Source organism: Paraburkholderia aspalathi (genome assembly GCF_905220735.1).
Lineage (GTDB): Bacteria > Pseudomonadota > Gammaproteobacteria > Burkholderiales > Burkholderiaceae > Paraburkholderia > Paraburkholderia aspalathi.
Window position 1 is genome coordinate 536762 of the sequence record NZ_CAJNBA010000001.1, and the last position, 12724, is coordinate 549485.

12 protein-coding genes are annotated in these 12724 nt (G+C 60.6%); 5 read left to right on the forward strand and 7 right to left on the reverse strand.

From position 1 onward, the window contains the following. Window positions 1-43 precede the first annotated feature (43 nt). Entirely contained in the window at window positions 44-463 is a 420-nt protein-coding gene (locus KHO30_RS39125) for a rubredoxin (RefSeq protein WP_244863913.1), read from the forward strand. On the opposite strand, the gene KHO30_RS02295 is transcribed toward KHO30_RS39125, so the two are convergent. Continuing rightward, the gene (locus KHO30_RS02295; protein ID WP_211699892.1) at window positions 460-1305 is read right to left on the reverse strand and encodes an oxidoreductase; all 846 of its coding nucleotides are present in this window, start codon (window positions 1303-1305) and stop codon (window positions 460-462) included. The two genes, KHO30_RS39125 and KHO30_RS02295, sit on opposite strands and share 4 nt — an antisense overlap. A 57-nt stretch (window positions 1306-1362) precedes the next feature. After that, window positions 1363-2292 carry a LysR family transcriptional regulator gene (locus tag KHO30_RS02300; RefSeq protein ID WP_211699893.1) on the reverse strand — a complete coding sequence of 310 codons (930 nt, stop codon included), beginning with the start codon at window positions 2290-2292 and terminating at the stop codon, window positions 1363-1365. An 83-nt stretch (window positions 2293-2375) separates the two neighbouring features. Between KHO30_RS02300 and lysA the strand changes: the two genes are divergently transcribed. Continuing rightward, window positions 2376-3644 carry a diaminopimelate decarboxylase gene (gene lysA / locus KHO30_RS02305; protein ID WP_211699895.1) on the forward strand — a complete coding sequence of 423 codons (1269 nt, stop codon included), beginning with the start codon at window positions 2376-2378 and terminating at the stop codon, window positions 3642-3644. A 134-nt stretch (window positions 3645-3778) separates the two neighbouring features. Here the strand turns inward: lysA and KHO30_RS02310 are convergent, their stop codons facing one another. After that, window positions 3779-4699, reverse strand: coding sequence for a LysR substrate-binding domain-containing protein (locus KHO30_RS02310; RefSeq protein ID WP_211699897.1), 921 nt, complete (start codon window positions 4697-4699; stop codon window positions 3779-3781). A 116-nt stretch (window positions 4700-4815) separates the two neighbouring features. Between KHO30_RS02310 and KHO30_RS02315 the strand changes: the two genes are divergently transcribed. Together KHO30_RS02315 and KHO30_RS02320 are read left to right on the forward strand one after the other, a co-directional pair. Then, a complete protein-coding gene (locus tag KHO30_RS02315) occupies window positions 4816-5583 on the forward strand; it encodes a transporter substrate-binding domain-containing protein (RefSeq protein WP_200618703.1) in 768 nt (255 codons plus the stop codon). 39 nt (window positions 5584-5622) lie between these two features. Next, a complete protein-coding gene (locus KHO30_RS02320) occupies window positions 5623-6738 on the forward strand; it encodes a succinylglutamate desuccinylase/aspartoacylase family protein (protein WP_211699899.1) in 1116 nt (371 codons plus the stop codon). An 89-nt stretch (window positions 6739-6827) separates the two neighbouring features. Here the strand turns inward: KHO30_RS02320 and KHO30_RS02325 are convergent, their stop codons facing one another. From KHO30_RS02325 to KHO30_RS39130, 4 genes are all read right to left on the reverse strand, one after another. Beyond that, on the reverse strand, window positions 6828-7094 hold the full coding sequence (locus KHO30_RS02325; protein WP_200651502.1) for a cupin domain-containing protein: 267 nt from the start codon (window positions 7092-7094) through the stop codon (window positions 6828-6830). Between the two features lie 76 nt (window positions 7095-7170). Beyond that, window positions 7171-7566 (reverse strand): hypothetical protein, encoded by a 396-nt coding sequence (locus KHO30_RS02330; protein ID WP_211699901.1) that lies wholly within the window; start codon window positions 7564-7566, stop codon window positions 7171-7173. A gap of 414 nt (window positions 7567-7980) precedes the next feature. Continuing rightward, window positions 7981-10137: a phosphocholine-specific phospholipase C gene (locus KHO30_RS02335; RefSeq protein ID WP_200618701.1), complete on the reverse strand. Its 2157-nt coding sequence runs from the start codon at window positions 10135-10137 to the stop codon at window positions 7981-7983. Between the two features lie 63 nt (window positions 10138-10200). Next, window positions 10201-10350, reverse strand: a complete 150-nt coding sequence (locus tag KHO30_RS39130; protein WP_234486587.1) for a hypothetical protein — start codon at window positions 10348-10350, stop codon at window positions 10201-10203. Between the two features lie 374 nt (window positions 10351-10724). Between KHO30_RS39130 and KHO30_RS02345 the strand changes: the two genes are divergently transcribed. After that, entirely contained in the window at window positions 10725-12707 is a 1983-nt protein-coding gene (locus tag KHO30_RS02345) for an amylo-alpha-1,6-glucosidase (protein ID WP_211699904.1), read from the forward strand. Window positions 12708-12724: the final 17 nt, after the last annotated feature.

Sequence of the window (12724 nt, forward strand, 5' to 3'; positions counted from 1 at the left end):
ATGCCGGCGCTCGCCGCCGGCTTCATCGATATTCCGATTTGCCATGTACAAGAAGGGCGTCGCTGTAGAAATTCAGTTTTCTCCCGAACGGCTCAACGACGGCGCCGGCGATCCGTACTGGATCGATTTGACGCAGGTCGAAGCGCAACGGCTGTTGGAAAGCCTGCAGGCACGTCTTGCTGAAAGTAGTGCAGGTACCGCCGCGCCTTTGGTTGTGAGCCTTGATGAGATGGCGGCGGCGTCGCGCCCGGTCGACACGCCGCATGCGGCGGAAGAAAGCCCGGCGCCTGCGGACGACTTCAAACAATGGGTTTGCGTGATCTGCGGCTGGATCTACGACGAAGCCGCCGGCCTGCCGGAAGAAGGTATCGCGCCGGGCACCCGCTGGGCAGATGTCCCGGCCGACTGGCGTTGCCCACTGTGCGACGTGGGCAAGGAAGATTTTGCGTTGGTCGAGTTTTAAGCCGGAAAGTCCGCGCCGACCGTTGTGGCCTCCCACGCATCGAAGTCGCCGCGCATGAAGTCCAGCTTCTTGCGCGCCAGTTCGAGGGCCGTCTTGCCGAGCAGCAAACGCAGCGGCGGCGTGTCCGATAGCGCGGCGTCGATGATCGCCTGGGCGGCGCGTACCGGATCGCCCGCCTGCTTGCCGCTGCGCGCCTCGGTCTGCTTGCGGCGCTCGCCTGCCGTGGCCGCGTAGTCGTCGATCTCCGTCGCCGATTGCTTGATTGACGGACCCGCCCAGTTCGTACGGAACGGGCCGGGTTCGACGATCAATACGTCGATACCGAGCGGCTTCACTTCCGTCGCGAGCGATTCGGACAAACCTTCCACCGCGTATTTGGTGGCGTGGTAATAGCCGGTCGCGGCGAAACTCGTGATGCCGCCAATCGACGACACATTCACGATCAAGCCACTGTGCTGCTCACGCATGATCGGCAACACGGCCTTCGTGATGTCGATCAGACCGAACACGTTGGTCTCGAACATGGCGCGGACTTCGTCGTCCTCGCCTTCTTCGATCGCGGCCAGATAGCCGTAACCCGCGTTATTGACGAGCGCGTCGATGCGCCCGAAACGCTGCTTGGCCTGCGCGACCACGTCCGCGATCTGCTTGCGGTTCGTCACGTCGAGCGGTAGAACCAACGCGCGGTCGCCGTGCGCTTCGGCGATATCTTTCACTTTCGACGCGTCGCGTGCGGTGACCACCGCGCGCCATCCGCGCTCCAGCACCAACTTCGCCAACTCGCGGCCGAAGCCGGTGGAACAGCCTGTAATCAGCCAGACGGGATTGTCTCGATTCATCATTTGGGAAACTCCTGTTGATGGGCGAACGTGGCGCCGGTTGTTGGTCGAATAGCGCCCTTATTGCTGCTTGCGTTTTGAGTGGGTTTTTAATTGTATTCTTAACACGGCGGCCTCGCTTTGCAGCGCGTCGACGAACGCACCGGCCAGCGGATGGCTTGGGCGATGCTCCGGATGAACCACGCTCACGCGAAACGGCAACGACACGGCGAGCGGCCGGATATGCAGATTGCGGCCTGCGAAATCCAACGCTGTAAGCGGATTGACGATGGCCACGCCAAGACCTTGCCGCACGAAACTGCACACGGAGACGGCGGTGGGCGTCTCGATCATCTGGCGGCGCGCGATGCCTGCTTGCGTGAAGGCTTCGTCGATCTGAATCCGGTACGGATCGTTCGACGACAGGCTGATGAAGGGCTGATTCGCGAAGTCCTTCAATTCGATCACGCGCTTGGCGAGCAATGGATGCCCATCGGGCAACACGCAAACTTCGTCCACTTCGAGCAAGGGCGTCAGGCGTGTTCCAGCAGGCGGCGCGCCATGTTCGGTCAAGCCGAGGTCATAACGCTGCGCGGTCAGCCATTCTTCGAGAAACGGTGATTCCTGTGTTGCGATCGAGAGACTGACGCCGGGCTGTACATCGTGAAAACGTTTCGCCGCGCCTGGCAGGATCGAGTGCGAAAACGCGGGCAACGCGATGATGGAAAGCTGGCCGCCCTGGAATTCGCGCAGACTTGCCGCCGTGGACGCCACCCTTTCGAGCCCGATATACGTGCGCTTGATTTCGTCGAACAGCGTCAACGCGGACATGGTTGGACGTAGCCGCCCATGCACGCGTTCGAACAAGGCAAAGCCGACGCTCTGTTCCATGCGTGCCAGCTCGCGGCTTACCGTGGGCTGCGAGGTGAAGAGCATCTCGGCCGCTTTGGTGACGCTGCCTGCTGTCATCAACGCGCGGAAGACTTCGATATGTCGATGAGTGAGCGCCATGATGTGTATATCAAGAATGAATGGATTCACAAAGAATAGGTATTTTACTGAATGACCGGTTCTCAGCATCATGTTGCTCACTAATGCTTCGATATAGAGAGCCGCGAACCGTGACCACAGCCAATCCCACACAACTCGTCGAACTTGCGCGTCAGTACGGCACGCCCCTTTGGGTCTATGACGCCGATGTGATCCGCCAGCGTATTGCCGAATTGCGTAGTTTCGACGTGATTCGCTATGCGCAGAAGGCGTGTTCGAATGTACACATCCTGAAGCTGATGCGCGACGAAGGGGCGATGGTCGATGCGGTGTCTTTAGGCGAAATCTCGCGCAGTCTCGCGGCGGGTTTCACGCCGGATGGCGATCCAGAGGGCGTGGTTTTTACGGCTGACCTCGTCGATCACGCAACGCTGGCTGCAGTGATCGAGCATCGCATCACGGTCAACGCCGGGTCGCTCGATATGCTTGAACGTATTGGACGGCAGGCGCCTGAAGGGCACCGTGTGTGGCTGCGGATCAATCCTGGTTTCGGCCACGGGCATAGCAACAAAACCAATACGGGCGGCGAGCATAGCAAGCACGGTATCTGGCTTGACGACGTGCCGCTGGCGATTGCCATGGTGCGGCGTTACGGTCTGAAGTTGGTCGGGCTGCACATGCACATCGGTTCCGGCGTCGACTACACGCATCTATCGCGGGTATGCGATGCGATGGTCGAAGCGGTGCAAGGCTTGGGCCACGATATCGAAGCGATTTCGGCCGGTGGCGGTTTGTCGGTGCCGTATAGCGAAGGCGAACCGCGGATCGACGTCGAACATTATTTCCGTCTTTGGGACGCGGCACGCAAGCAGATCGAAGCGCGTCTCGGGCATCGCGTGAGACTCGAAATCGAGCCGGGGCGTTTTCTGGTCGCCGAAGCGGGTGCGCTGGTTGCCGAGGTGCACGCGCTGAACCGGCGGCCGAACCGGCAGTTCGCCTTGGTGGATGCGGGATTCAATGATCTGGTGAGGCCGTCGTTTTACGGCAGCCATCATGAGATGACGGTGGTGAAGGGTAATGGCATGCCGAGCGAAGCTCCGGCTGGCTCTTTCGTGGTGGCCGGGCCGTTGTGTGAAGCGGGCGATGTGTTCACGCAGGAGGCGGGCGGTGTCGTCACGAGCCGCTCCATGCCGGCTCCTGAAGTAGGGGACTTCGTCGTGTTTCATGACACCGGGGCATACGGCGCGTCGATGTCATCGAACTACAACAGCCGGCCACTGGCGCCTGAGGTGTTGCTGGAGAACGGCACGCCGCGGTTGATTCGGCGCAGGCAGACCATCGAAGAGTTGATCTCGCTCGAAACGCTGGGATGAGCACGCCGATAGCCACATAGCCGGAATCGCGGCATCGAGCCGACGGTTGCCTTAGCTCGGACGTCGCGCCGTCCAGCCCAACCATGCGCATGACCAGGGCACCTGCGCACGGCCCCGCACTGCGCGAATCTGCTTCATCGCGCCCGCACAGTGCGCATGTACGACGCAATCATCGTCGCGAGTTCCTGTGCGGCTGGTGTGACAGGAATCGCCGCGCGCTGCAACAGGCAGACGTTCTGTTCGACCGCCCGTTCGCGCACATTGATCGACGTGAGCGTGCTCGCAAACGGTCCGCGTTTGACGACAATCGACGACTCCAGCGACAGACAGTCCGTCGCGCCAACCAGATGCAGCGTCTCGTACAGACCTTCCACCGTCGCGATGATTTTCGGCGGCGGCAGGCCGTGGCTCTCGAATAGATGGTTCAGCCGATTGACCTGCGGATCGTCAGTGAGATTCGGCGAGGGCGTCGCCACCCAAGTGCAATCGACGAGATCGGCAATCGAGGTGGCACCCGCTTTCGGATGACCGCGACGGCAGACCACCACCGGGTCGGACGGATAGAGCGGCGTCACGGACAGATCGGCCGTATCGGTGTGCTTCGACACCAGCGCGACGGCGAAATCGAGCCTGCCTTCGCGAATCCACGAAATCATCATCCGCGAGGTGCCGGTGCGCAAATGCACCGCGACCCGCTCGAAGCGCGCGCGGAATTCCATCAGCACCGGCGCGAAGGCATCGATCAGCGGCTCGGTGGTCATGCCGAACGTGACCGCGCCCGCGTAGTCGCCGCGTAGTTGCTGCACTTCCTGTTCGGCCCGCTCGCATTCGCCGAGAATCGCGCCGGCGCGCTGCAGGAGCCGCTGGCCGAGCGCGGTTAGCGCGATGCCGCGGTTCGTGCGGGTGAATAAAGTCGCACCCAGCATCGATTCGAGGTTCTGCAACTGCTGCGTGATGCCGCTCTGGGCGATGCCGAGCGCCCGCGACGCTGCGCGAATGCTGCCGTGCTCGGCAACGGCGGTGAACGCGCGTAGCTGGGAGATCGTCAGCGCCATGAGGAGTCTCAGTGATCGGTAAAAGTGATCATGATATTACTTTCGGGACTTCTTTGAGGCGCAACGGCGACATAGGATGGCTGTGTAGTAATCCGCCCAACCCACACCCGCCTCCCATGAAAATTCCGCTGATGATCTTGAGCGCCGCGCTGGCTTTCAGCAGTGCTGCGTTTGCCGCCGACTCCGCCACGCTGCGCCTCGGTATCGATCCGACCTATCCGCCGATGGACTCCAAGGCGCCCGACGGCAGCTTCAAAGGTTTCGACGTCGATCTCGGCAACGAAATCTGCCGGCGCATCCATGCGCATTGCCAGTGGGTCGAGCTCGAGTTCTCGGGGATGATTCCCGCGCTGCAGGCGCGCAAGATCGACGCAATCCTGTCGTCGATGGCGATCACGGAGAAGCGTGAGCAACAGATTCTGTTTTCGTCGAAGCTGTTCCAGTTCAAATCGCGGTTGATCGCGCGGCAAGGTTCGGCGCTCGCGGGCGGGTTGAATGCGTTGGCCGGCAAGCAGATCGGTGTGCAATCGGGGACTCAGTTCGAAGGGTATGCGCTAAAGAATTGGGCGCCGCTTGGCGTGCACGTGGTTGCGTACAAGAGTCAGGATGAGGTGTTCGCCGACTTGCAGAACGGCCGCCTAGATGGCGCGCTGCTCGGATCTGTTGAAGCTGACTACGGCTTTTTGCGCACGCCGGCGGGGAAGGGGTTTGCGTTTGTCGGCGAGCCGCTTTCGATGGGTGATCGAGGTGTAGGGATCGGCCTGCGCAAGGATGAGACTGCGGTGCAGGCGTCCATTAACGAGGCGATTGCTTCGATGCGCAAGGACGGTACGTACGCTCAGATCGCGAAGAAGTACTTTGACTTCGATCCGTACGGCAATTGATTTTCTCACTTCATATTTTTCTCCAGGCTTCTTGCTCTCATGAATAAGCAATCGATTCCGCTTCTGTCGCCGGCTATCGGCACGCACCGCGAACTGGTGTCGTTTCATTTTGGCCCTGCGGATAGCGGACAGAAGATCTATATCCAGTCGTCCCTGCATGCCGATGAAACGCCGGCGATGCTGACGACGGTTTTGCTCAAGCGTCGATTGCTTGAACTGGAGAAGCAAGGTGCGTTGAACGCCGAGATTGTGCTGGTGCCGGTCGCGAATCCTGTCGGGCTTGGGCAGTACGTACTCGGGCAGTTTCTTGGGCGCTTCGATCTGGGCAGCGGCAAGAACTTCAATCGACACTTCATGCAGTTTTCGAAGCTGATGGAGCGGGCTAAGGATGCCTTGGGTTCGGATGCTGCGGAGAATCGGCGGATTGTTCGTGAACTGATTGCGGCTGAACTCGCCGAGCAGAAACCGTTGACTGAGTTTGAGTCGCTGCAATTGGCGCTGCTGAAGCTCTCGTTCGATGCAGATGTGGTGATCGATTTGCATTGCTCGTTGGAAGCGGCAATGCATCTCTATACCAGTGAGGCGGCGTGGCCCGAGTTTGAACCTCTGTCACGGTATCTTGGTGCGCAGGCTTCGTTGCTGGCGACTAACTCGGGCGGGGAGTCGTTTGATGAGACGCATAGTTTGTTGTGGTGGCAGCTGCAGCAAGCTATGCCTGCTGATAAGCCGGTACCGAATGGCGCGATTGCTGTCACTGTGGAATGCCGTGGGCAGCGGGATGTGTCTTATGAAGTTGCCCAGGAGGATGCAGACGCGTTGGTCGATTATCTGGTCTGGCGCAAGGCTATCAAGCTTGATGTGAAGCCTTTGCCCGAGTTGCTTGCGCCAGCGACGCCACTCGCTGGCAGTGAGCAGTTTTATGCGCCCGTTAGCGGGATTCTGATTCATCGCGCGAAGATCGGGGACAGGATTCGTGTTGGGCAGCCCTTGTTCGATATCGTCGATCCGTTGACGGATGAGACCACTACGCTGTGCAGCAACACCGAAGGTGTGTTTTATATGCGGCGCGCGATTCGGTTTGTGACGGCTGGGGCGCCGCTGGGGCGGGTTACAGGGAAGAAGGCGTTCAGGACCGGGGTCTTGTTGGGGGCGTGAGTTATTCGTTTTGCTGAAGGCCGGGCGTGCTGGTGATATCAGATCACGCCCGCCTGCAGGGTGGGTCTGCCATCTGCGGGTTTTCTTACTTACTTCCTTCCTACCAGATACTTCACACCATTCGGACCGTAACGCTCTGCATGCGGCTTGTTCGCCGGTAATTGGAAGACGTCGCCGACTTTATATACCTGCTCCGTGTCGCCCACGCGTATGTGCAACTCGCCTTCCAGAATCAACGCCTTCGCCTCGAACGGATGTTCGTGTACGTCCATCGTGATGTTCGCCTCCCGCGTCACAACGACGGCCTCGGGGAATCCTTCTTTCGCGAGGCTTTCAGTGAATGCTTTGCGGTCCATGGCGCCCTCAGCGGCTAGCAGTTGCGAAGATTTACTGTAACGCTATCCGCTAATTCGTGCAGCGCGCAGCCCTGTGTTATGCCGGCGCCGTTACACCTGAGCCGACCTTCCTGCGCGTTCTCGTGCGCGGCACCACCGATTCACCCAATCCTTTCCTGCGGCGCGCAGCATTCGCTTCCGCTTCTTTCGCATCGGCCATCACGACCGAGATATTCCCCCGCTCGATGTTCGCCTCGGTTTCGTACTGCTGTGCCGTACGCTCCAACAACTCCGCAAGCAACATCTGGTCGCGACGGTCGCAATGATTCATCGCGATACCTTTGCGCAGCGTCCTCGCCAGCATAGCCAGCGATGAAAGCCGTTCCACATACGTGCGGGTTGCTTCCAGTACCTCGCCGGCAAGTCGCTTATATTCAGCGGGCTTCACCGAAAGACGAGGGTTCATAAATGGAGCTTCAGCGGGTTTGCTCATGGCGCGATTTCCGGTTGATTCTCGAAATCGCCCGACACTCGCTGCAAACGGGTGGGCGGGCACGTAGCGAGGTTGAGAGACCGGTGTCCCGACAAGCCGGCGAGCCTTGCGGCCCCCTCGCCATCACCCGCCCGTTGAAGACGCGCTAAGGCAAACGCACGGACCTGCACAACAGGTTATGCGATCGGAACAGTCGGGCTCTCACACCCGGTCATCATTGTTTTGACGACCGCCAGATTATAAATGCGCTCTTCTCTTAAAATTCACTTTGCTAAGCTAACTATCTAGCTTTGGCTAATCGGCCTAAGACCGTTCTAATTTTCCTTCGCCGTAATAGCCCGGAGCAACTGAGCTTCGATCAGGCAACCCAACAAAGCAGCCACCCAACCGAAGCCCGTCCATCATCACCTTGCTTTAATTCACCACCAACACCGGCGCCACAGCCGCCGGGTCACTAATACTCGGCCGGCCATTCTCAACGTGCCCAGCCAGACGAACCGAGAAGCTGGCGTCGTCGTTACTCGTCACCGTCAAGTCGTACCAGTGATGGCTCGATGCCAGCACCCAGGCCTCTTCGATGTGCGCCCCTGCCGGCACCAGCACCGGACGCGTGCGCGCACCATACGCGTTGTCCGTCACTGTCAGGCGGGCAATACCGCCGCCCTTGTTGCTGAACTTGATAAACACATTGCCGTTCGCAACGTCGTATTGCACCTTGATTTCCGGCTGGGCGGGTTTGTTGTTGCCATGTCCACCAAAGGCTGCCTGTGCAGTCTGCGCCGTCGCCGCTTGCGTATTACCCGCAAACTTGCGCACGAAACCATTCGGCCCAAACACTTCAAACGCGTACACACCGTTTGTCGTCGTCAGATCGAAGCTCTCGTTGAGCGACTTGCCGGCCTCGACGGTATAGCGCCACGGACCATCCGTGCGATTCGTCGAGTACACATAGAAATGCGCGCCTTGATTGCCGCTATTGGCAAACGCGATGTCAAACGTGTTCTTCTTCACGTCCGCGTGACCGTTCACGTGCAACTCGTACGGCAAGGCACGGGCGAAACGGATGCCGCTTTCCTGCGGGTCGAATGCCACCGGCGTGGTGGGCACCGTGGGTTTCGGCTGCGACGTGCACTCGTTGGCGATCTGCTGGTAGTTGCTCGTGTCCGGGAGCGCAGGTACGGAGGAGTCCGGCGTGCGGAAGTCGAACGCGGTGGTCAGGTCGCCGCACACGGCACGGCGCCATGCGGTGATGTTCGGCTCATAGACGCCAAAGCGCGTTTCGATGAAGCGAATCACCGAGGTGTGATCGAACACCTGCGAGCACACAAAACCGCCCTTGCTCCACGGCGATACGATCGTCATCGGTACGCGCGGGCCGAGGCCATACGGCAAACCGTCCGCGGTGTAGCTGCCGCCACGGCCGGGATTCACCACGTTGTGAATCTCACCGTCGGTGCTGACGGTCGACTGTCCCTGGGCCGGCGTCGTCGCCGGTTGCGGCGGCACGAGGTGATCGAAGAAGCCGTCGTTCTCGTCGTACATGATGAACAGCACGGTCTTGCTCCACACTTCGGGATTCGACGTCAGCGCATCGAGAATCTGCGACGTGTATTCCGCGCCGTATGCGGGCGTATAGCTCGGGTGCTCGGAGTACGCAGCCGGCGGGCACAACCACGACACCTGCGGCAGATTGCCCGCGAGCACGTCGTTCTTCAGGTCCGCAATCGTGCGCACCGTCTGCGCGCGCTCGTACAAGGCGCTGCCCGGCTGCGCGTTGATGAAATTCGCGAAGTTCTGCAGCACGTTGGTGCCGTAGTTGCCGTTCAACGGATCGGCGCCGGTCAAACCCTGCTGATACACCTGCCACGTAATCCCCGCGGCTTGCAGGCGTTCCGGATACGTGGTCCACGAGAGCAGCTGATAAGCCGGCGGACCGTCGTTGTCGACGAAATCGTTGTTGTCGAGCAGTGGGCCGCCCATGGTGCCGGTCGGATCGACCATGCCGGTCATCAGGTACGACCGGTTCGGGTGCGTCGGTCCCGGCAGCGAGCAGAAATACGCATCGCACACGGTGAACGCGTCGGCCAGAGCATAGTGGAACGGGATGTCGCTACGCAGGTAGTAGCCCATCGTCATGTCCGTCTTGTACTGGGGCCACTGGTTGTACGCTCCGTTGTTCATCGCGTAGTGCGTCGGGTACCACGAGTGGTCGAGGTCGCCGATACATTGCGCACTGGTTGTCGCTGTGTTCAGATGGAACGGCAGCACCGGTTGCGCGGCGTTCTCCTTCGACGGCTGGTACCACACGGGTTGCTTGCCACCCGGCAGCGGAATCGGGAAGCGGTCGTTGTAACCACGTACGCCGCGCATATGGCCGAAGTAGTGGTCGAACGAACGGTTCTCCTGCATGAACACGACGATGTGCTCGACATCGCGGATCGTGCCGGTGCGCGAAAACGCGGGCACGGCGAGCGCATTGCGAATGGACTCGGGCAGCGCGGTCAGCGCGGCGGCAGCGCCGGCGGATGAAGCCACGGTCTGCAGGAAACGGCGACGGCTATTTGATGTCATCGAATATCACCTTCTGCGGGTGGGGAAAGAATAGCGCGCCTCGAGCGCGCCGGTGGAGTCGGATCAGTTGCTGTTGGCGTTGTCGCCCGGTGCGTAATGCATCACGGGCGTGACTTGCTGGCTGTCGGCAGCGAGGCTCGCCTGCATGTTTTGTGTGATCGGATCGGATGCAGCGGCAGGGTCGGCTGCGAGTGGCGCTGATGCGTTGAGCATTGCCGCTGCTGGGGCCGTCGTGGCGCTTTGCGCGACAGCGTTGTTCCCGGCGGTTGGCGATGAAGATGTTGAACTCGAGCCGGAGTCATCGGCGCCACAACCGCTCAACGCGAAAGTTGCGAGTGCAACGAAAACGGCGCTGGCGAGGCGAGTGTCTGTTCTCATATCTGCATCCAATTTATGGCGGCGGATGCAGTCTCCATTCCTTTCGAGAAATAATTGTGAAACGTTTGCGAGTGGATAGACTTACGTCGCAATGTCGGCTAATAGAAAGCATTTGGAAAGCAGTAAGCAGGAGAATGGTCACGTTAGAGCCACACGGCTGAAGCCCTGGCACACCGAACGATTTGCGCTTCGCATACTTTGGCAGGTCCATGACACGCATCGAAAGACCTTTCGACATCACGCGTCTCGAAGACGAATGGCTCGAGGCTGACGGCTTCGGCGGGTTCGCTTCGGGAACCGTCGGCACGCTGCGCACGCGCCGCTATCAGGCCTTGCTGCTCACGGCCACGCGCGCGCCGGGCGGGCGCGTGGTACTCGTGAACGGGGTGGAAGCGTGGCTCGAAGCGAACGGCCAGCGTTATCCGTTGAGCATGCAGCGGTATATGCCGGACGTGATCTATCCCGACCTGACGGCGAGTCTTCTCGCGTTCGACACTGACCCGTGGCCGACATGGCGATTGCAACTCGATCCGCACGTAACGCTGATAGCGGAAGTGTTCGTGAGCAAGGCGACGCGCGAAACGGTTTTGCGTTGGCGGCTGGAAGGCGCAGTAGCGGCTTCTGGCGCAGGCGCGTTCAACCTGAAAGTCAGGCCCTTGCTCTCCGGGCGCGATTACCATGCACTGCACCACGAAAACGCCGCGTTCAATTTCAACGCGCAGACGAGCAGCGATCAGGCGTGCGTGAATTGGCAACCTTATGGCGACCTGCCGGTCATCAGTGCGGCGACCAATGGCGTCTACACGCACGCACCTGATTGGTATCGGAACTTCTGCTACGTTCGCGAGCGCGAGCGTGGCCTCGACTTCAGCGAAGACCTTGCCACGCCAGGCGTGTTCAGTTTCAATCTCGCCGACGGCGAAGCGGTGATGATCCTCAGCGCGTCGATCGCGTCCTCGGCGGCGGTGCCGGCAAATACCAAACCAGCCGCCTCCCATGCAACGGAACTCGCACACATCGAACAGCAGCGCCGCGGCGCACTCGGCTCACGCCTGCACCGTTCCGCCGATGCCTACCTCGTAGCCCGTAACGAAGGCCGCACGATCCTCGCCGGCTTTCCCTGGTTCACCGATTGGGGCCGCGACACGTTCATCGCCATGCGCGGCTTGCTGATCGCAACGGAGCGCCTCGACGAAGCCGAAGCGATCCTGCTCGAATGGTCGGGCACCTTGTCCGAAGGCATGCTGCCGAATCGCTTTCCCGACTACGGCGACACCCCGGAATACAACTCCGTCGATGCATCGTTATGGTTCGTCATCGCCGTTCACGACTATCTGGCAACGAACCACCCAAAAGCCGACACCCGAACACGGTTGCAGCAGGCGGTCGAGACCATCCTCACGGGCTACACGAACGGCACGCGCTTCAACATCAAAGCCTCCACCGACGACGGCCTGCTGAGCGCCGGCGTACCCGGCGTGCAACTCACGTGGATGGACGCAAAGGTCGGCGACTGGGTGGTCACGCCGCGCATCGGCAAACCTGTGGAAGTGCAGGCGCTCTGGATCAACGCATTGCGCATTGCAGCAACGTGGAATCGGCAATGGCAGCAAGCTGCGGACCGAGCGCTGCAAGCGTTTCATGAACGTTTTACCGATCCGTCGACGCAAGCGCTCGTCGATAACGTCGACGTGGATTTCGTGAAAGGCGCCGTTGACCGCTCAATCCGCCCAAATCAGATCTTCGCCGTAGGCGGCCTGCCGTTTCCGTTACTGGAAGGCGCGGCGGCGCGCGCGGTGGTCGATCAGGTCGAAGCGCAATTGCTCACGCCGCTTGGCCTCAGAACACTCGCCCCGTCCGATCCTGCCTACCGCGGACACTACGGCGGCACGCCGCTGGAGCGCGATGGTGCCTATCATCAGGGGACAGTTTGGCCATGGCTGCTAGGCCCATTCGTCGAAGCATGGCTGCGGGTCCACGGCGCAGAGCCGGATGCCCGTGCCCAAGCCAAAGCGCGGTTTCTCGACCCGCTGTACGCGCATCTTGATCACGCGGGCCTCGACCATCTCTCCGAAATCGCCGACGGCGACGCGCCGCACACGCCCGCCGGCACGCCGTTTCAGGCGTGGTCGCTGGGGGAGTTGCTGCGCCTCGAAACCCTGCTTGCCCGATTGGAGTCCATCGCCCCTTAAACCGCGCTACGATGTGA

What these genes read in the sequence shown, in the direction of transcription:
- KHO30_RS39125 (WP_244863913.1), top strand. Translation starts at nt 44, where the DNA reads ATGTACAAGAAGGGCGTCGCTGTAGAAATTCAGTTTTCTCCCGAACGG.
- KHO30_RS02295 (WP_211699892.1), bottom strand. Translation starts at nt 1,305, where the DNA reads ATGATGAATCGAGACAATCCCGTCTGGCTGATTACAGGCTGTTCCACC.
- KHO30_RS02300 (WP_211699893.1), bottom strand. Translation starts at nt 2,292, where the DNA reads ATGGCGCTCACTCATCGACATATCGAAGTCTTCCGCGCGTTGATGACA.
- lysA (WP_211699895.1), top strand. Translation starts at nt 2,376, where the DNA reads ATGCTTCGATATAGAGAGCCGCGAACCGTGACCACAGCCAATCCCACA.
- KHO30_RS02310 (WP_211699897.1), bottom strand. Translation starts at nt 4,699, where the DNA reads ATGGCGCTGACGATCTCCCAGCTACGCGCGTTCACCGCCGTTGCCGAG.
- KHO30_RS02315 (WP_200618703.1), top strand. Translation starts at nt 4,816, where the DNA reads ATGAAAATTCCGCTGATGATCTTGAGCGCCGCGCTGGCTTTCAGCAGT.
- KHO30_RS02320 (WP_211699899.1), top strand. Translation starts at nt 5,623, where the DNA reads ATGAATAAGCAATCGATTCCGCTTCTGTCGCCGGCTATCGGCACGCAC.
- KHO30_RS02325 (WP_200651502.1), bottom strand. Translation starts at nt 7,094, where the DNA reads ATGGACCGCAAAGCATTCACTGAAAGCCTCGCGAAAGAAGGATTCCCC.
- KHO30_RS02330 (WP_211699901.1), bottom strand. Translation starts at nt 7,566, where the DNA reads ATGAGCAAACCCGCTGAAGCTCCATTTATGAACCCTCGTCTTTCGGTG.
- KHO30_RS02335 (WP_200618701.1), bottom strand. Translation starts at nt 10,137, where the DNA reads ATGACATCAAATAGCCGTCGCCGTTTCCTGCAGACCGTGGCTTCATCC.
- KHO30_RS39130 (WP_234486587.1), bottom strand. Translation starts at nt 10,350, where the DNA reads ATGCTCAACGCATCAGCGCCACTCGCAGCCGACCCTGCCGCTGCATCC.
- KHO30_RS02345 (WP_211699904.1), top strand. Translation starts at nt 10,725, where the DNA reads ATGACACGCATCGAAAGACCTTTCGACATCACGCGTCTCGAAGACGAA.